The sequence below is a fragment of the Bellilinea caldifistulae genome (assembly GCF_001306055.1).
In the GTDB taxonomy this organism is placed as follows: Bacteria; Chloroflexota; Anaerolineae; order Anaerolineales; family Anaerolineaceae; genus Bellilinea; species Bellilinea caldifistulae.
Map to the genome: position 1 here is coordinate 250,308 of NZ_LGHJ01000012.1, position 19,702 is coordinate 270,009.

General features: G+C 56.8%; 13 protein-coding genes. 9 read left to right on the top strand and 4 right to left on the bottom strand.

The window, feature by feature from the left end; genetic code table 11:
* Position 1: 1 nt before the first annotated feature.
* The 3 genes from AC812_RS07215 to AC812_RS18455 form a co-directional block, all read right to left on the bottom strand.
* A complete protein-coding gene (locus AC812_RS07215; RefSeq protein ID WP_061919557.1) occupies positions 2-976 on the bottom strand; it encodes a hypothetical protein in 975 nt (324 codons plus the stop codon).
* Positions 977-978: 2 nt separating this feature from the next.
* Positions 979-1,917, bottom strand: coding sequence for a hypothetical protein (locus tag AC812_RS07220; protein ID WP_061919558.1), 939 nt, complete (start codon positions 1,915-1,917; stop codon positions 979-981).
* Positions 1,918-2,281: 364 nt separating this feature from the next.
* On the bottom strand, positions 2,282-2,410 hold the full coding sequence (locus AC812_RS18455; protein WP_169787270.1) for a phage integrase N-terminal SAM-like domain-containing protein: 129 nt from the start codon (positions 2,408-2,410) through the stop codon (positions 2,282-2,284).
* A 282-nt stretch (positions 2,411-2,692) separates the two neighbouring features.
* Here AC812_RS18455 and AC812_RS07225 point away from each other — a divergent pair, with 282 nt between their 5' ends.
* The 6 genes from AC812_RS07225 (at position 2,693) to AC812_RS07255 (ending at position 14,675) form a co-directional block, all read left to right on the top strand.
* Positions 2,693-6,799 (top strand): AAA domain-containing protein, encoded by a 4,107-nt coding sequence (locus AC812_RS07225; protein ID WP_061919560.1) that lies wholly within the window; start codon positions 2,693-2,695, stop codon positions 6,797-6,799.
* A gap of 280 nt (positions 6,800-7,079) precedes the next feature.
* On the top strand, positions 7,080-7,532 hold the full coding sequence (locus AC812_RS07230; protein ID WP_061919562.1) for a hypothetical protein: 453 nt from the start codon (positions 7,080-7,082) through the stop codon (positions 7,530-7,532).
* 289 nt (positions 7,533-7,821) lie between these two features.
* Positions 7,822-8,991, top strand: a complete 1,170-nt coding sequence (locus AC812_RS07240) for a L,D-transpeptidase (protein WP_061919566.1) — start codon at positions 7,822-7,824, stop codon at positions 8,989-8,991.
* 108 nt (positions 8,992-9,099) lie between these two features.
* On the top strand, positions 9,100-10,554 hold the full coding sequence (locus tag AC812_RS07245; RefSeq protein ID WP_061919568.1) for a potassium/proton antiporter: 1,455 nt from the start codon (positions 9,100-9,102) through the stop codon (positions 10,552-10,554).
* A 97-nt stretch (positions 10,555-10,651) separates the two neighbouring features.
* Positions 10,652-11,890 (top strand): trans-sulfuration enzyme family protein, encoded by a 1,239-nt coding sequence (locus AC812_RS07250; protein ID WP_061919570.1) that lies wholly within the window; start codon positions 10,652-10,654, stop codon positions 11,888-11,890.
* A 154-nt stretch (positions 11,891-12,044) separates the two neighbouring features.
* Entirely contained in the window at positions 12,045-14,675 is a 2,631-nt protein-coding gene (locus tag AC812_RS07255; RefSeq protein ID WP_061919572.1) for a S8 family serine peptidase, read from the top strand.
* 3 nt (positions 14,676-14,678) lie between these two features.
* Here the strand turns inward: AC812_RS07255 and AC812_RS07260 are convergent, their stop codons facing one another.
* The gene (locus AC812_RS07260) at positions 14,679-15,851 is read right to left on the bottom strand and encodes a threonine synthase (protein ID WP_061919573.1); all 1,173 of its coding nucleotides are present in this window, start codon (positions 15,849-15,851) and stop codon (positions 14,679-14,681) included.
* A 140-nt stretch (positions 15,852-15,991) separates the two neighbouring features.
* Here AC812_RS07260 and AC812_RS07265 point away from each other — a divergent pair, with 140 nt between their 5' ends.
* From AC812_RS07265 to AC812_RS07275, 3 genes are all read left to right on the top strand, one after another.
* Positions 15,992-17,260, top strand: coding sequence for an MFS transporter (locus AC812_RS07265; protein WP_061919575.1), 1,269 nt, complete (start codon positions 15,992-15,994; stop codon positions 17,258-17,260).
* A gap of 231 nt (positions 17,261-17,491) precedes the next feature.
* Positions 17,492-18,364 (top strand): DUF547 domain-containing protein, encoded by an 873-nt coding sequence (locus AC812_RS07270; protein WP_061919577.1) that lies wholly within the window; start codon positions 17,492-17,494, stop codon positions 18,362-18,364.
* A 183-nt stretch (positions 18,365-18,547) separates the two neighbouring features.
* Positions 18,548-19,702, top strand: coding sequence for a zinc ribbon domain-containing protein (locus AC812_RS07275; RefSeq protein WP_061919579.1), 1,155 nt, complete (start codon positions 18,548-18,550; stop codon positions 19,700-19,702).

The following is a 19,702-nucleotide window of genomic DNA, read 5'->3' on the forward strand; positions in this document are numbered from 1 at the left end:
CTTAACCTCCAACATCCGCTTGCACGACCATTTCGACATCATCTACCCGCACAAATAGATTGCGAACCGGAACGGTCACCGCCACCAGTTCAACTGGCGAACCGCTCAACAGCACCGAAGTACTGATTTCTTTTGCCAGTACCTCCAGCGGGTCATCCACGCGGATCAACGGCACACACGCCCCGAAGAATTCACCCACCAGTTGAATGAGCAGGTCTCCCAACCCAAAACTGATGTTGAACAAATCGCTCAGCCACTCGTCAATTTCATCGGGGATATCCAGCAGCCAGCGGATGAAATCGGCAATACCGCCGATGATGGCGAGAATCAAATCGCGCACCCAGCCGCCGGGCAGCAGCGCCGTCACTGCGGCGGTCAGCGCGTTTTCAATCAGGTTGCCGACAATGTCGGCAAAGTCGAACAGGTCAAGGTCAATGAAATCCGGGTTGAGGAAAATATGCCACTGATTATGGTCAGGAAAGGGATCAATGACGCTGGCGTTCACCAGTAAATCCCTCAACAAGCCGCAGGGGTCAATCAACGGCGGCGGTATACTGGCATCGTAATAGCGCACCACCGGACGTCCGGCGACGCTCAATTCCTGCGCCACAAAAGCGGCCAGATCCGGTGAAATGGACACATCCGGGTTGGCGGAGAAGACACACCAGCGCGGCAGACAGATATCCGGGAACGGCCACGGCATATCAATACATCCGCCGCCCACGCAAATTTCGGGAATATCCAGCCCAAGGGTGAACTGAAACATATCCCAGCGCACATCCAGTTCATCCACCAGCACCGAATTGTCGGAGCGGAAATCCACACTGCCCCCTTCCAGATGCCCCTTGACGTGATAGCCGGCGGTAAACGGGCCAAAACTGGTGCTGTCCTGTGCTTCCCAACGGATGCTATCGCGCAGCACCACAAACAAACGCTGAAAAGCACTTTCGGATACGGCAACGGTCAGGTCAGCCATGATTATGCACCTCCTGTGATGATCAATTTCATAAATGCTTTGAGCTGATCCTCTTCAACCGCCGGGTTGTTGGGCACATCCGCCGGAACAGCAGAGGGTTGCAGCGTCACGGTCCTGCCGAGCGTCAAACCCATTTCCTGAAATTCTTTATTGACGTCCAGCACCATTTTTTCCAGCGGGATGATCAGCCGCGGCAGGATGCCCAGCTTGAGAACGGTGGTCAGGTAACATTCGATGGCGCTTTCCATGTCGTTGGGTTGCATGTCCACGATTTCCAGACCGTCCAGGCGGGTTTTGAGCCAGATTTGCTGGGAGCCGGGTACGCTACCCCACTCAAAATGTCCCACAGCAAACAGTTCCAGACAGAAGCAGATCAGCTGGCGGGTTGGCAGGGGAATGGTGCGGGGTCTTTCACGGTTATCCACTGCTGCCACGGGGGGAGTGTAGTGAGTGGAGATCCCCGGAACGCGCTCTTTGATTTCGCCGATGGCCAGTTGCTGCTGAGAAACCAGGAAACGTTCGATGAGTGGCAGCAATTCGTCAATGATCTCCTTTGATGGACAGTCAATTCCCATACAGCCTTTCAGGCGCAGGGCAAACCGCTGAGCCGGCAGCGCCCCCAGTTCCGGCGGCAGCCCAAAAACATTGCCGGGGTGAAAATCAATCTGGGCATCGGTCAATTGCAGACAAAAGTTCAAACCAATTGGCACAGGTGCCCCCAGAATGGGCAACGGTTCCTGCTCGGTAAACAGCGGATTTTTCGCCTTCAACACCCTCTCATCCACCTCGAACTTTACGCAAAACAATCCCGCATTGTTGTGAAAAAAGGGTGTTGCGTAATTGAACAGCGAGGGACGCTGGCGCATGATGTGGCGCACCAGCCGGTTGATGCCGTCCTCATGGACGGCGCCGAACAGATCTGAATGATCGGTAAACGGCATAGGAACCTCCATTTTTCTGAACAAGGGTGGAATAGCCCTCTCAACTGTGAGAAAGTTGAGATGCTCGACTTTGCTGTGGATCGGGAATGGAGCAGGGGTGGAGAATCAAAACACGCGGGTTCATCCCCGCGTGTCTCTCGTCAATATATGGATAATAACCCAGTCGAGTTGTTGACTATTTTTATCATCAATATCATAATACTACTATCTCATGCTCATTTCAACCCCTAATTTTTGTCGGGTTTGTAACAAAAACGGTTGGCAAATTCATGACTGGTAGTGTCCGGGGTTTAAAGACCAACCATCCGCTACATGTCCAGTTTCTCAATCTGTTTTACTAAAACCCACCAGCTTTGTGACAGACTCATCCATGCTCCTCTTTTGCAAAAAAGGTGAGGAAGATTTCGATCTCAGCGACAACCGTTTCTGCCGGATGACATTTGTTATGATAAAGAATATACTGCCTGACCCAGTGAAGATAGGTTTTTTTCAATGCTGTAAGGATAATGCTTCAAGCGAATGGCATCTCAAAGCTGGTCGAGAAGTTTTTTGGGTTTTGGAGAGAATGGATCGGGCATAAAAACAGCTAAAACTTTTCCATGATTGGATATATAATCCATACAGTAATAATTCTACTCAGAGCATATCTGACAACCCGGCATCATAGCAGTATAACCCGCTTTTTTGGTCTGGATATATGGCAAAAATGCAGTGTATCAGAAGTCCGTTAATAGTTAGGCGCCTCACGATGTAGGCAATCCATGGCTGGTGTTCGATGACTGAACCTCAATCTGTAGACTTGAATCCGAAGATTCGCCGCACCGTCAATGCCGCGCTCGTTTTATGGACCCGCCGACTCATCGACTACTCGCGAGCCAACTCCCTCCTCTTCTACCGCGACCTCAAGGTTGGCACTCTCGACCTAACTGCGGAGACGGAGGCTGTGGACCGTCTGCTGGCAGGCGACAAACTCACAGTTGAGTCACTGGTCTCGACAGGCCGGTACGCAGAGAGCCCTGACCCCGCCGTACGTACCCAAGCCGAGGACGAGGTACGCCAGAAGGTACGGAGCGCGCTCATCTCGCTCCTGCGCAAGGCGTTGAGCAACCTCGAGGAGAAAGGCATCGAGACGCTCCACCTGGCAATGGGGATGGCTACATGGCCCGCCGACGATGGTGGGCGGCCGTACGATGCGCCCGTGCTGCTGCTACCGGCCCGAATCGAGGCACGCGGCCGGGCGGGCGACGACCTGCGACTCGCGGTTGCGGGCGAGCCACAAATAAACCCGGTACTTCTGTATGTGCTCGAGGAGAAATACGAGATCCGCATCGACGCGTCCTCAGTGCTGAGCATGTGCGGCGGCGAAGACGAATCAGGGCAGTGTCGTATCGACCTAGAGAAAGTGTTTGAGCACATCGAACATGCGGCTACAAGCGTACCGGGCTTCAGGATAACGCAGCGTGTGGTCCTGGCTAACTTTCAGTACGCGAAGATGGCTATGGTCGAGGATCTGAAGAGGAACGGGGACATTATAGCTTCGAGCACCATCGTTGCGGCTGTCGCCGGCCATTCGCTTTCACGACAGAAGCTGGCCCAAGCGGCGATCGATATCGCGCCAGCCCAGATCGATGACCGCCCGGCGTCCGACGACTACCTGGTGCTCGATGCGGACTCCACGCAGCACCGCGCCATCGTGCTTGTCGGCAAAGGGCAGAACGGTGTCATACAAGGGCCACCGGGAACTGGCAAGAGCCAAACCATCTCGAATCTCATCGCTCAGAGCGTGGCCGAGGGGCGCCGCGTGCTCTTCGTCGCACAGAAGCGGGCGGCGCTGGATGCGGTCATCAAGCGGCTTAGCCATCCGGATGTGGGGCTTGGTCATCTAGTGCTCGATCTACACGGTGCATCTGTGTCGCGGAAGGAGGTGATGGCGCGGCTTGCAGATGCATTGGAGCAGATACGTATTGCGCTGCCTGCTGACGGGGTCGAGGCACTTCACCGCGAATTTGAGGTTCGGCGCAAGCAATTAAACGAACACGCACGTCGGGTAAACCAGATTCGCCAACCGACGGGACTTTCTGTGAACCAGATGGTTGGCAGACTGCTCCGCCTGCCGGCAGCGGCGAAGTCCACGCTTCGACTCCGTGGACAGACACTGGCCGCGCTCACGGCTGAGCGCGCAAGCGAGGTAAAGCAGTGGATCCAACAGGCTGCTGCCAACCCGACTCTCTTCCTCGGCACAGATCCCTCGTCGTGGAACAACGCGGATATAAGGGACGGTCGCGGCGCACAGGAAGCCCTAGACCTGGCCACCAAAGCAGCCAACGAGCTCTGGCCTGAGTTCGAGCGGCTTCTCGAACAGGTAGTGAACCAGCTTGGCGTCCGGCCACCGAATACGCTCAGTGAGGTTGCTGTGTTCCTGTCCCTTCTCCGTGATGCGGGAAGCATTCGCCAGCAGTACAGTGCCGAGTTTTTCTCATCAAAGCCTGGCGAGTTGGGGACGGCACTCCAGCCCGCGGCGGCCGGATGGGTCACCCGCGCCTGGGCGTTCCTGAGCAACCCGGTGTACCGCGCTGCGCGCAAACGCCTGCTCGCATTGCGCACGGAACCGGCACCGGTCGCAACGTTGCGAGAAGAGGCGTTACGAGCCGAGGATATCCTCCGCCGTTGGCAGACCCTTGCCCCAACCTCGGCCGTGCCTGTTCGGGCGGATGCTGAAATGGAACTAAGTGCTGCGTTCAACGCCCTTGACGAGGTGACAAAGAAACTTGGGGCCATGACGGAAGCAGGGCCGTTTGACGGCATGCAGCTTTCGTCGGCGGGCTCACGGTTGCGGGCGCTCGCAGACGACCGACAGACCCCGTTCCGCTTACCAAGCATCTACGATCTTCGATCGCTGTTCAGCAAGGCGAATCTCGTCGGTTTTATTGATGATCTCCGCAAGCACGGTGTTGCTGCCGAGCACTGGTCGGCGCGATTCGAGTACATCTGGCTTTACTCGGCGCTGGAGCAAGCGTTGGCATCCGATCCATCTCTTGCTTCATTCAACGGCCGAGCACACGAACAGGTCATCGAGGAGTTCAAGCGTTTGGATCATGAACGCATCCGCCTCGCTGCCCAGCGCGTGCGCAGAGTCCACGCCGAGCGAGCGATCGAGGCGATGAACCGCCACTTCGATCAGGCAGATCTGGTTCGGAGAGAGGCTGCCAAGAAGTCACGACACATTCCGCTGCGCGAATTGTTGGCCCGCGCGCCTGATGTTCTCACTGGGATCGCACCTTGCTGGGTCGCAAGCCCACTTTCGGTTAGCCAACTGCTGGATGGCAGCAAGAGGCACTTCGACCTCGTCATCTTCGACGAGGCAAGTCAGATCCTTCAAGAGGAGGCGATCCCCGCGCTCTACCGCGCGGAGCAAGTGGTTGTTGCCGGTGATCGGCACCAATTGCCTCCCACGACGTTCTTTGTGACAGCTGTCGAGGGCGAGGACGAAAGCCTCGATGACAATGAGACGGACCAGCCTGTCGCCGCGATTGGTGGGTTTGAGAGCTTGCTCGACACGCTGGAAGCCTTCCTGCCGAACTGGCTCTTGGAGTGGCACTACCGTAGCGAGGACGAGCGGCTCATCACTTTCAGCAACACCCATGTGTACACGGGGCGCCTCGTAACCTTTCCGGGCGCGCGTGGTCAGGAGGCAATTCGGCACATTCTTGTACCGCACGACCCCGCGTTAGGTGGACAGGAGGAAAGTGCATCGCGGGAAGTCGAGGAGGTTGTGAGTCAGGCGATTCTGCACGCGGAAACGCGGCCACACGAGTCCCTCGGTGTCATCACTATGGGCATCAAGCACGCAAACCGCATACAGGCTGCTCTAGACCGCGCCCTCGACCTCCGGCCCGATCTGTCGGATTTCTTCTCACTGGACCGCGAAGAGCGTTTCTTTGTCAAGAACCTAGAGACCGTGCAGGGCGATGAGCGTGATGCCATCATCTTGTCGATCGGCTATGGCAAAACGGCAAATGGCGATCTGCCACACCGCTTTGGTCCGCTCACGCAGGACGTCGGTTACCGCCGCCTGAACGTGGCCATCACTCGGGCGAGGCGCCGGATGTGCGTCATAAGTTCCTTTTCGCACGATGAGATCGATCTGAATCGCTCCGGGAGTCGGGGCGTACAACTGCTCAAAGCGTATCTGCAGTACGCTGCTAGTGGAGGCACGCGTCTGCCTGAGGACGAGAGCGCGGGAGAAGTTAGTCTCAATGCATTTGAGGCCGATGTCCGCGACGCTTTGGAGGCTCAGGGCGTCAAGACGCGACCACAGTTTGGCGCGTCTCGCTATCGCATTGATCTGGTCGCCATGCATCCAAAGAAGCCGGGTCGGCCGGTTCTCGCGATCGAATGCGATGGGGCATCTTATCATTCGAGCGCCACTGCGCGGGACCGCGATCGACTTAGGCAAGCCCATCTCCAGCGGCTGGGCTGGCGATTCCACCGCATCTGGTCGACCGACTGGTTCTACCACCGCGAGCAAGAGATTGAGCGCGCAATTGCGGCATACGAGGAGGCTGTTCGCTGGGCGGATTTATCGGACGCCGGTGGCCGCACCCCGCAAGCTGTGGGCAGTACTCAGCCCATGAGGCAGGCTCAGCAGCAACCAACCGGGCGGCAGCGGGGACCACGGCCGCCCGTGCCGGTGCGCGAGACAATCGACCAATACAGCAACCGCGAATTGCGGCAGATCGCCGCGTGGGTCACATCCGACGGTTTGCTACGTACGGACGAGGAACTCATCCGCGAGATTTTTGAGGCACTGCCATTTGAGCGGCTAGGCAGCAGAATAAGAGAGCGCCTTAAGACAGTCGTGAAGGCCGTGCGACGGCATTAGAGAACTGGGAGTGTACCATGATGAGCACGGATACACGCCTAGCGCCTAACAACAGCATGTAGCAGACGGCACTGCACGCTACCGCTGATGCCAGCCGTTAGCCCGCCTTGAGGCAGAAGAGACGAATGGTTCAAATACCAACCATACAAGATATTGAAGCATCCAGACAAGATTTTGAGGCAAATGAGCCGCGGGATCTCTTTTATCATACTGCAACGGAGTTGGTGTCGCTCGCGCGCTGGAAGGCAGGTCATCGTTTAGTGTTGCCGAAGCATTATTCGTGCTCCTTCAGATATGGAACAAGACGTTCTATCAATACAGAAAATTCGATGGACAACATTTTGCCGAGATAGAGCGGCTTATCAATGACCACTGTTTGATGCTCATCGCTTTCAGACAACGCTCCATAGAAGGTTTCGACCAGGAGCAGGAGGATGAAGGAAAAGTTAAGCACGTTTTCAAGGCTTTCGAGGAGGTTCTCGGCCCTGTAGGTGCTGCAAAGTTTTTGCATCTGTTGGCACCGCTTTTCTTTCCGCTTTTGGACCGCGTCATAGCCGAGGCTTACAACCTTCCGCTAGTGAAGATTGGTACCAATGCCGACAAGTACCGTCGTTTTATGCGAATTGTGAAGGAGCAGATTAAAACCCTTGGCGGGGAGCAAACTATTAGTCGAAATCCATTGAAAGCGATAGACGAGTACAATTACTGCAAGTACACCAAAGAATGGATATGATTAAGTCGTGCGACAATCTAACACGTGGTTCCAGCCGCCCCGCTCCGCTCGCTGCACTTGCTCCGCGTGCGGCTGAACGCAAACCGTTTCCGCAGCAAAATTTGTGCGCTCCGCCACGCCCGTACCGATTGGCTTCTTAATCCGCTGCTGCTCCTGTTGAAAATCACCTCCTTTACCTCCAAATTTCGCCCAGATGAGAGGCGTTCCAGGCAACCGATGCTACCCCTACCAGCATGGTATAATTTCTTTTGGAACAGTAGGTCAATAATCCGATTAATGGATGAGTGTGATGAAAAAACTGCTCTTACTGGTATGGATGGGATTGCTGCTGGGGTTCGTACCACCCACCCCCGCACAGGCAGAATCCTTTTTTCCGCAAATAACGGCCGAATCCGCCGGCAAGCCGCTTTGTCTGCCGGGGGTCTACCTGCAAGAACCGCAGGACTGCCTGCCGCTCGGCCCGGCACAACGCCTGACCGAACTGGCCCAGACCACCGCCTACCATTATCCCGATGCGCCGCTGCCGGCTTATCGCCCCGCCCCGGATCTGACCCGCGCGCCGGTCAACATTGCCCGCATCAACCTGCCGGAAAACGAGAAAGTACCGCTGTACGCCACGTTTGAGGACGCCGTCAGCGGCAACAACCCAACCCGCTTTATTGACCCGGGCCAGTTACGCTATGTTTCCTACATCGCCGTGGAGTACTATAACAATAAGCCGTGGGTTCGCCTGCGTTCCGGCGAATGGCTGCGCGCCTCGCCGGTGGCGTATTCCTCTTTTCAAGGTCTGATTTTTAAACAAACCCCGAACCACAACTTTGGCTGGATCATGGACACCGTCGAAGTCAGGTCTGCACCCGGTTACAACGCTCCAACCACCGGCAAGACCCTTTACCGTGAAAATGTCGTCCCAATTTACGCCGTTCAATCAGCCAACAACACCGACTGGTTCATGATCGGCGTAAACGAGTGGGTCGAGCGCCGTTACATCCGCCAGGTGATGGTCAACCCCACACCCCCCGAAGGTGTGACCAACGACCGCTGGATTGAAGTCAACCTCTTTGAACAAACCCTCGCCGTTTATGAAAACCGTCAGCTGGTTTTTGCCACGCTGATCGCCAGCGGCGGCGAACCCTTCTTCACCCGCCCCGGCCTGCACCAGATTTACCAGAAAAAAGAACTGGAAACCATGAGCGGCGCTTTTGAAGCCGACCGCTCCGACTATTACTACCTGCAGGATGTGCCGTGGACTATGTACTTTGATCAGGCGCGCGCCCTGCACGGCGCTTACTGGCGTACGCTGTTCGGGTATGCCGGGACACACGGCTGTGTCAATTTATCCATCGGCGATTCGAAGTGGCTGTTCGATTGGGCAAGAGAGGGCGACTGGGTTTATGTGTGGGATCCTTCCGGGCAAACCCCCACCGACCCGAATTTCTACGGCGCCGGCGGAGCCTAGACCAGCTGAATTTCCAGCATCGCGTCCGAACGAACGACCTTGACCCTTTTCTGTCAGGTGTCATCCTGTTGGCTCTCCAACGGCGGGCAAGTATAATTCATTGGAATGATGAATGAATATGTTCTGATTGCAGCCGCCGGTCTTTTGCTGATCAGTGTCCTGGTCAGCAAAATTTCGGATCGGTTCGGTGTACCGGCCTTGCTGCTGTTTCTTGGTCTGGGCATGCTAGCCGGCTCCGATGGGCCAGGTGGCATTTACTTTGACAATCCGGCGATTGCTCAGTTTGTGGGGGTGATTGCGCTGGTCTTGATTTTGTTTTCCGGCGGTTTAGACACGGATTTCAAGCAGGTACGGGCGGTTTTGAAAGAGGGGATCCTGCTCTCCACGCTGGGCGTCTTAATCACCGCTCTGATAACCGGTTGGATTTGCATCTTCCTTTTGGATTTACCGCCGCTGGTCGGCCTGTTGTTAGGCGCTATTGTATCCTCCACGGATGCAGCTGCCGTTTTTTCGGTTTTACGCTCCAAAGGCATCAGCCTGAAAGGCAACCTGAAACCACTGCTGGAACTCGAATCCGGCAGTAACGACCCGATGGCCATCTTCCTGACGATTGGACTGATCCAGTTAATTCAATCCCCGGAGCAATCTGCGCTGAGCTTAATCAGCTCATTTTTTCTGCAAATGCTGCTTGGCGGCGTCATCGGCGTTGTGATGGGGCGGCTGATGGGGTGGCTGATCAATCACATCCGCCTGGGGTATGAAGGCCTTTACCCGGTGCTCAGTCTTGCGCTCGTTTTCCTGACCTTTGGAGTCACCAGCATCCTTGGCGGCAGCGGTTTTCTTGCCGTTTATGTGACCGGCATTGTGCTGGGCAACCGCGAATTCATCCACCGCCGCAGTTTACTGCGCTTTCATGACGGGCTGGCATGGCTGATGCAAATTGCCATGTTCCTCACCCTGGGATTGCTGGTTTTCCCATCCCGACTGCCGGCCGTAGCCGGTAGCGGACTGCTGATTGCAGCGGGCTTGATGTTCCTGTCCCGGCCGTTAGGTGTCTTGCTCTCCCTCATCGGCAGCCGTTTCAGCCTACCTGAAAAAGTTTTTGTCTCGTGGGTAGGATTACGCGGAGCCGTGCCGATTATTTTGGCAACTTTCCCCTTGCTAGCACAAATCCCGCAGGCAGAATTGATTTTCAACATCGTCTTTTTCGTGGTGCTCACCTCCGTCCTGTTGCAGGGTACAACCATCACACCGGCAGCCCGCTGGCTGAAGCTGGATGCTCCCGCCTTACCGAAACGCATCTACCCGATTGAGTACACCCCCGTTGGTGGATTCAAGAGTGAACTTAAAGAACTGGCCGTCCCCCCGAATTCCCCCATGGCGGGTAAAGCCATTGTGGAACTGGGGCTGCCGGATGATTTTCTGGTGGTACTGATCGCCCGCCAGAACGATTTTGTCATGCCCAGCGGCGGTACGGTCATTCAACCGGGTGATACCCTGCTTGCCCTGGCTGACTCAAAAACCTTCGATGAGGTCTGCCGGCGATTATGCCCGCCATCCTGAAACGAAATTCCTGTTTGGGGATATAATCCCCTTTAGGGGATATCATCCCCTTTAGGGGATATCATCCCGTCAACCAAATCTTATTCAGGAGAAACGAATGGGGCACTTCGATTCAAGGCAGGGCATTGGTACACTGGTCAATCATTTTAACGAGGGAGAACATCCCTATCACGCGCATGTTTCTCCCATTTACCAGACTTCCACCTTTGGCTTTCCGGACGTGGCTACCGGCGCAGCCATCTTCAAGGGAGAAGACAGCGGCTACACCTATACCCGCATTAAAAATCCCAATCAGGTTCAACTGGCCGGGAAAATTGCTGCACTCGAAGGACTGGATCTGATCCGCGCCCACCCCAACCACAAGCCGGATGAAATTGTGGCTGGTCAGGTCTTTGCCACCGGCATGGCTGCCATCACTACTTCTATTCTGGCAAGGGTCAAAGCCGGGGACACAATCATTGCCCAGGAAGCCCTGTACGCCGCCACTTTCACCTTCCTGGATCAAATTGCGCCGCGTTTTGGGATCAAGGTCGTCTGGCTGCGAGACCTGCACCCCCACGCCTGGGAAAAGGCCTTTGAGCAAAATCCCACCGCTGTGCTGGCCTACGTGGAAACTCCCGCAAATCCGACCATGGCAATTGTGGATTTAAGCGCCGTGGTTGAAATTGCCCACCGTCACAACGCATGGGTGTTTGTAGACAACACCTTCGCCAGCCCGTATGCCCAGCGCCCGCTTTCGCTGGGGGCGGATGTTGTCCTGCACTCCACCACCAAATACCTCTCCGGTCACGGCACAATTGTCGGCGGGGCAGCCGTCAGCCGGCATGTGGACTGGGTTCAAGGTCCGCTCACCAGCCTGCTGAAAACCTTGGGCGGCACGGCAGCCCCCTTCGACTGCTGGCTGACCAGTCAGGGACTGCGCACCTTTGAATTGCGCATGCAGCGCCACTGCGAAAACGCCCTCCAGGTCGCCGGCTATCTGGAAGATCACCCCAAAGTGGCACGGGTGTACTACCCCGGCCTTGAATCGCACCCCGATTACAACCTGGCCAGGAAACAAATGTACGCGTTTGGGGGAATGATGTCGTTTGAATTGAAAGGCGGACTGGCCGCTGGCGAAGCGCTGCTCAACCATGTGCAAATGATGACTCTGGCGGTTTCTCTGGGGAATACCGACACCCTCATTCAACACCCCGCAAGCATGACCCACGCCAATGTCCCCCGCGAGGAACGCCTCAAAATCGGTCTGACCGATGGTTTGGTGCGCCTTTCGGTCGGCGTGGAAAACATCGAAGACATTCTCCGCGATCTGGATCAGGCACTCGCATACGCCTGAGTGGAAGGTGTTTTCCCAACCAAAAGCCGCTGCAAATTCTGCAACGGCTTTTTTAAGCATGGGCATCGCCCGTCAAAAACATTTACAACTTTTTTAAGGTAAATCCACCTTAAGCGTGTTACAGTTTAATCACAGTAGTTATAGAAGGGAATCAATGAAAGGGCGGTCAGGTTTCTTCTGGATTATCGCAGTTTGGATTGCGCTGCTGAGCGGCTGGCTGGCAGTTCCGCCTCGGGCTGGCGCGGATTCGATGTTCACCGACGATCAGCCGCCGGTGGACATTGAAGTCCTGCGGGAGATTCAGGAAGAAGGCAGCGCCGACTACTGGATCACCTTTGACACGAGCGTGGATCTCTCCCCCGCCATGTGGATGGATTGGGAGGAACGCGGCCGATACGTGTACGAGCAGCTGACGCGCACCGCTCAACTGACTCAGGCGCGCGTTCAAACAGAGCTGCAGCGCCGCGGGGTGCGTTTCCAGTCCTTCTGGATTCAAAACGCCATTTATGTGGAAGGCTCGAACCAGGCCACCCTCCAGCAAGTCTTGAATTATCCGGAGATTCAATCCATCCGTGCCCCGCGCCAGATCTACCTGCACGATCCTCAGCGCCCCCTTTTCCTGCCGGTCACCGTTCAGGCGGTGGAAGATAACCTGAGCCGAATCCAGGCTCCGCAGGTTTGGAATATCGGTGTAACAGGGCGCGGCCTGACGGTTGCAAACATTGATACCGGTGTGCACTACACCCACCGCGCCCTGATCAACGCCTACCGCGGCAATCTGGGCGGGGGTAACTTTTCCCATGACTACAACTGGTTCGATCCGTATACGTTGACAGGCGCCCCGCTCGATAACAACGGACACGGCACCCATACGATGGGGATCATGGTCGGAAAGGACGGCAGCAACAATCAAATTGGGGTGGCGCCGGGGGCAGACTGGATCGCCTGCCGCGGCTGCAAAGGCAACACCTGCGGCGAGGCTCAATTGCTGGCCTGCGCCCAATTTGTGCTGGCGCCCACCCGTACCGACGCTACCCAACCCAACCCCGACCTGCGTCCGCACGTGGTCAACAACTCGTGGGGAGACTGCGGCAGACAATATGACAACTGGTTTCAAAACGCGGTCAATGCCTGGCTGGCGGCCGGCATTTACCCCGTTTTTTCCAACGGCAATGCAGGTGGATGCGGCTATCCTTTCCCGCCCGGTTTGAACACGGTTGGCAACCCGGCGCGTTACGGCAATGTGACCGGGGTGGGTTCCAGCGGTAAAAGCAACGGCGAGTATGCCGCCCACTCCAACTGGGGCCCAACCGACAATCCCGACACTATCAACCCGCGTCAGGGGTTCGCCACCCTCAAACCGCAGGTACTGGCACCGGGGGTCTCCATTCGCTCGGCTTATACCGGAACGGACACGGCTTACGCTAACCTCAACGGAACATCCATGTCCGCGCCGCATGTGGCCGGGTTGGTAGCGTTGATCTGGCAGGCGGCGCCCTGTCTGGTGGGCAACTACGCCCTCACCGAAACAATCATCGAACAAACCGCCACCCCGGTGTATTACGACGACGGCTCGCCTGCCACACCGACCAACCTGCCCAATTACGCCGCCGGCTGGGGTGAAATCAACGCCCTGGCCGCCGTGCAGGAAGCCCAACGCCGTTGTACGGCCAGTGCAAACCTGCAAGGGCTGGTGCGCGGCAGCCAGGAATGCAATGTGTCTCATTTTATGCCGATCCATGGTGCCACCATCACCGTTTATCCAGCCGAAACGCCCGGCCAGCCGCTCCGCATCACCACCACCGCCGCCGACGGTACCTACCGCCTGACTTTAAGCGCCGGCAACTACCGTCTGATGGTTTCCGCCCCTGGAATGGTCGCTCAGGAAACCAATGTGAGCCTTTCACCCGGCCAGACCCTGGTGCAAAACTTTGATTTGATGTCGGACCACCCCTGCCTGCAATCCGACGTGAGCGTCCTTCAAGTGGAATTACTCGGCGGTGAGCAAACCGCTCAGCAGCTCACCCTTTCGAATTCCGGCTGGCAGGAAACCCTCTTTTCCGTCGCCAAGCGGGTAATCAGTCAGCCGTCCATTCTGGCAGATGGCGGTTTCGAACTGGGAACTACGTCAGAAAGCCCGTGGCAGCAGTACTCCCGCCTGTTTGGTACCCCTTTATGCAGCGTGGCTACCTGCGGCGGATACGGGACGGTACTGCCGCACAGCGGTCAGTGGTGGGCATGGTTTGGCGGAGCAACCCAGCCCGAAGAAGGCTGGCTTGAACAGAGGGTCACCATCCCGCCGGGCAGGGCTTTCCTGCGCTATTACCTGCAAATTAAGGGATGCGGCAGCCCCAACGATTTCATTCAGATTTCCATGGACGATAACGTGGTTTGGGAACTAACCACCAGCGGCATCAAATGTTGGGAAAGTGAATATAGCCGTCGGGAGGTGGATTTATCGGCTTTTGCCGACGGCCAAACCCATCGCTTGCAAGTGTATTCCCTGCAAACCACCTCCGCCACGACCAATATTTACCTGGATGACCTGTTGCTGTGGCAGGAAGCCGACTGGCTGCAGGTTGAACCGCAAAGCGGCAGCCTGCCACCCGGCAGCACAATTCCCCTCAACCTGACGGTCAATAGCGCGGGTTTACCGCCGGGCATGCACCGGGCCGTGATAGAACTTCGCAGCGGCGAGGAAATCCTCAGCGAGATTCTGGTTGAGGTAAAAGTCAACGCGCCGTATCAGTACTACTTCCCCTTCGTCGGCAACGGCCATCGCTGAACCTCAACGCAGGTACTTGAGACCGGTGCCGGTATTCAGCAGCAGCACCTGCTCATCAGCGGCTAACCAGTTGCTCTCGATCAGGTGGTGCAAAGCCGCCACGTTGGCAGCCCCTTCGGGGGCGGCGAAAATTCCCTCACAACGCGCCAGTTGTTGCTGCGCCCGCATCATCTCCTCATCGCTGACCGCCAGTGCCAGCCCGTTGCTTTCGTACAGCGTTTGCAGGATGAGACGATCCCCAAAACTCTTTGGCACCCGTAAACCGGAGGCCTGAGTATGAGCATTCTGCCAGAACTCGCAAGTCTCCGCCCGCTTTTCAAATGCCGCTACAACCGGCGCACAGCCGGCTGCCTGCACCGCCACCATGCGCGGCAGGTGATCTCCTTCCAGCCAGCCCAACCGGCGCAGCTCGCCAAACGCCTTCCAGATCGCCGCCAGCCCCATCCCTCCACCAGCCGGATAGACAATCACATCCGGCAAACGCCAGTCAAACGCCTCGGCGATTTCGTAACCCATCGTCTTCTTTCCTTCCATGCGATACGGCTCTTTGAAAGTGGACACATCCAATGCTCCGTTTTGGCGGGCCGCCTCCACCGAAAGGCGCGCCGCATCGCTGATCAGTCCCTCGACCAGAGTCACTTCAGCCCCGGTAATGCGCGACTCTTCGATATTTGCAAGAGGGGTATCCGCCGGCATGAATACCTGAGCAGGAATGCCCGCCCGGGCAGCGTAGGCTGCTAAGGCTCCGCCGGCGTTGCCGGCAGTTGGAATGGTCAGCCGCTGCACACCCAATTCTCTGGCTCGCGAAACAGCCGCCGAAAGCCCACGCGCCTTGAACGTACCGGTTGGGTTCAGGCTCTCGTCTTTCAAGTACAGGCGTTGAAGTCCAAGTTCATCCCCCAGCCGTGCCAAAGTCAGAATGGGCGTATCTCCTTCTCCCAGCGTCACGATGTGGGCTTCATCCCCCACCGGCAGCAGCTCATGCCAGCGCCACATTCCCTTGCGGCGGGCTTGAAATTGATCACGCTTTAGATGAGCAGCAGCCGCAGTCCAGTCGTAATCTGCCAGCAGCGGAGTCTGGCAGATGGGACAGAAGGTCTGTACCTGATGGGCATCATAGGTTTGCCCGCAATGAGAACATTCCAGATGGCTCAGGTAGGAAAAAGGGGTGTTCATGCGCCGCGGTAAACTCCTCTTGTCGGGTGGGATTGGTCAGCCTGCCTGCGTTATTATAATCCGTCAGGTCTTTTCATTCTGGGGATTTAGGGATAAGATTGGCGCGTTCAAAAAGATTTTGAGAGCAATACCAGCCACCCATGAAGCCGGTTTTCCACCTGCCTCCTGCTTTACACCATCGCAAATTTGCCCTGTTGTGGGCCGGCATGTTGATTTCGGTAGCCGGTTCACAAATGCAGTTATGGGCCTTGTTCTGGCACATCCGCAGCCTCAGTGATCAGCCGGTAGCGGTCAGCGGGGTTGGTGTAGCACGCTTCCTGCCCATTCTGCTTCTCTCATTGTTTGCCGGTCTGGTGGCCGACCGCCACAACCGCCGGCGCGTCATGCTGACCACCCAATCCCTGATGATGCTCACGGCTCTGGCGCTGGCCGGGCTGACGGCTTTTGGGGTCATTCAATTGTGGCACATCTACCTGTTGACCGCCCTGCAAGCCGCCGCCATCGCTTTTGATACACCGGCCCGTCAGGCGTTGATTCCCAACCTGCTGCCCAAAGCAGACCTGCCCAGCGCATTCAGCCTGAACTCGATTGCGATGACCACCGGTTCGATTGTCGGCCCGGCGCTCAGCGGTGTGGTGATTGCTTACGCCGGGCAGGAATTCACCTACCTTTTCAACGCCGTTTCATACCTTGCCGTGATCGGCGCTCTGATTGCCATGGGAGAGGTGCCCCAGCAATCAGCCGCACGGCTCAGCCCCATCCGCGGGATAGACTGGCCGGCCATCCGGCAGGGCATCCGCTTCATCCTCAACTCACCCATCATCCTCTCCTCCATGCTATTGGACTTCCTGGCGACCTTCTTTTCCTCGGCCAACACCCTGCTGCCCTTCATTGCGCAGGATATTCTGCGAGTCGGGCCGGTGGAATATGGCTGGCTGGCAGGCGCTCAGTCCATCGGCGGCATACTGGCGGGGCTGGCACTCTCCCAGCGCAGTAACCTCCGTCGGCAGGGTATGATTTTGCTTGATGCGGTGCTGGTGTTTGGAGCAGCCACCATTGTTTTCGGTCTCTCGCGCTGGTTCTGGTTGACTTTCCTCGCGCTGGCGCTGATCGGCGGGGCGGATGCCGTTTCCACGGTGCTACGCAATACCATCCGCCAATTGCAAACGCCGGACGCACTGCGCGGACGCATGGTGAGCATAAACCAGATCTTCTTCATGGGAGGCCCGCAGCTGGGTGAAATCGAAGCTGGTCTGGTTGCGCAGGCTTTCGGTGTGCCAACCGCCATCATCACCGGGGGGATTGGCTGCATTCTGGCGGTGGGTCTTATCACCTGGCGCTGGCCGCAGTTGCGCCGTTTCAACGGTGATGAGCCGGTTCTGGCGGGCGCTGCCAGTCCGGCCGATTGAACGCTCCCGCCTGTCCTTGAGAGACCCGGTTCAAAGTCGAGAATTCAACACCGGGAAGGGGAACCCCCACCCACACTGTCAGGTGTCACAACACCCGGCATCCGATTAGCGGGTGCTTACGTCATCGCCATCCACCGCAAGACGGCGTGGCACCTATCCCCAACTGACCTTGACCAGGACTTCACAAATGATTGTCTTTTCGGCTCGCAGCAGGTACCATAAAACGAAACCATGCTGATTCGAATTCGCGAATTTCTCCTGGATCGGTTAACCGGCACTCCTTCCGACCGCGTCTTGAATGAGTCCACCGGGCGCGCCCCGACTCTTACACCTTCCCAACCGCTGGACGAAGCCCTGCGCGGGTTGATGAACCGTCTGATCGGCGAAGCCGTCAGCCCGGACGGCAGCCGGGTGGACTATGCCCGCCTGCGCACCAGTCCGCTGTTCCGAGAAGATTTCATGGAACTGGCAGCCGGACTGGCTCATTTTAATCCAGCCGACCTTCCCGAATTACCGCAGCAAATGAGTTTCTGGATCAACATCTACAACGTACTGGTGCTGCACGGCGTAATTGCGCTGGGGGTGCAGCGCTCGGTGAGCGAACGCTGGGCGGGCTTAACCTTTTTCCGACAGGCTGCTTACCGGATAGGCGGGCAGCGGCTCTCTCTGGATGACATCGAACATGGCATTTTGCGCGTCAATCGGGGTCATCCCTTGCTGCCCGGCGCTCAGTTTGCCGATGGCGACCCGCGCCTGGACTGGGTCCTACCGCGCCTTGATGAACGCATTCATTTCACGCTCAACTGCGCCAGCCGTTCCTGTCCGCCGATTGGGGTGTACCAACCGGAACAGCTCGACCGGCAGCTTGACCTTGCTACGGCTCATTTTGTAGATCAAGACGTCGAACGGCCAACGGGAAACAGCCTGCGCCTTTCCAGCATCTTCCGCTGGTATCAGGGTGATTTCGGCGGCAAAGAGGGGGTGATTGACTTTTTACGACGCTATCTACCGGAAAACGACCCCCGCCGTGAATGGATCGAAACGCACCGCCACACCCTTAGCCTGATTTATCGTCCGTATGATTGGGGTTTAAATCAATTCTAGAAAAAACACCCAAAACACGCCAGTTTTGCCGCCTTAGGGCACTGCCTAGCACGCGTTCCAAGGCGCGGGGGTACAACGGCGAAGTGGAACAAATTGGATGGATGAAATCTGCAACCGAATCGGATATTTTTCGTTAAAATGATAGTGAAAGGGGGTAAAACCCATTCAGACAAGGAGATTTCCATGCTCAACGACTTAAAATTTTGTCAATTTTGCGGTGCGCCGCTGGAAGCGGATATGAAAGTCTGCGCAGGCTGCGGGCAGCCGGTTGGCGGCAGCGGTTCTCCCATGGAGTATTTGCAAAGCAGCCCGGAAACCCCGGCAACGCCATCTACGCCGCCGGCAAGCTTTACCGAAACCGCCCCTGCTGAACCACCCGCGGAAGAAACGCCAGCACCCCCGCCGCCTCCGCCTCCGGCTGCCACGTTTTCTCCCCCACCCTCCGGCAGCGGTAAGAGCAAATTTCCCACCTGGTTGATTGTGGTACTGGTGCTGGTGGTGTTGTGCTGCTGCCTGACTTTTGTAATTGGCGGAATCGCGCTCTTTCAATTTGTGAGCGAAGGGAGTGTTTCGGAAGATGGGATCGTTCCGCCGATTGTTGAGACCTTTGTGCCGTTAAACGCCACGGAGGAGCCCTTTGTGGTGGCCACTCAACCAATCGAGCTGATGGAAACTGCCCTTGCCCCCCTGGCAACCCTGATACCGGAGGCTACGCTGGCTGTCCTTCCGACTCTCCCTGCCCAGCCGGGAATCGGGCAAAGCCTGACCGAAGACACTTTGATGGACGACTTTTCATCCAACCTGTTCGAGTGGGCTGAGGAAGCCGATGACATTTCCGTCCACGGCTTTCGGGATGGACGTTACTTCATTCAAGTTCTCCAGCCAGAGTACTTTGCATGGTCATTTATCCCCACCGATTTCAACCCGACTTTTATCCGCTTTAATGTTCAGGTAGAAGGAAATGCCAGTGAAGGCACCTTTGGGATCATGTGCAACTTTCAAGACAGCAGCAATTACGACTACGTCGAAATTGACCTTGATGCACGCAGCTACCAAATCGGCAGGGAACAAAACGACGAATTCACCCCGTTTACATCCAGCGACTGGGTAGATGCTCTTTACCTGCAGGACGACCCCTACGCCGTCAATCAGATCAGCGTGCGCTGCACCCCCGAAAACATCCGCCTGGAAATTAACGGCAACCTCGAAGCAGACATCAACTTCATACCTGCTGAACCGGATGGCTGGGTGGCGCTTTATGCCGCCTCATGGGACAACCTTTCACCCACTGGCTTCACCGTCTACTTCGATGACCTGATGGCAACGATTAAAGAGTAA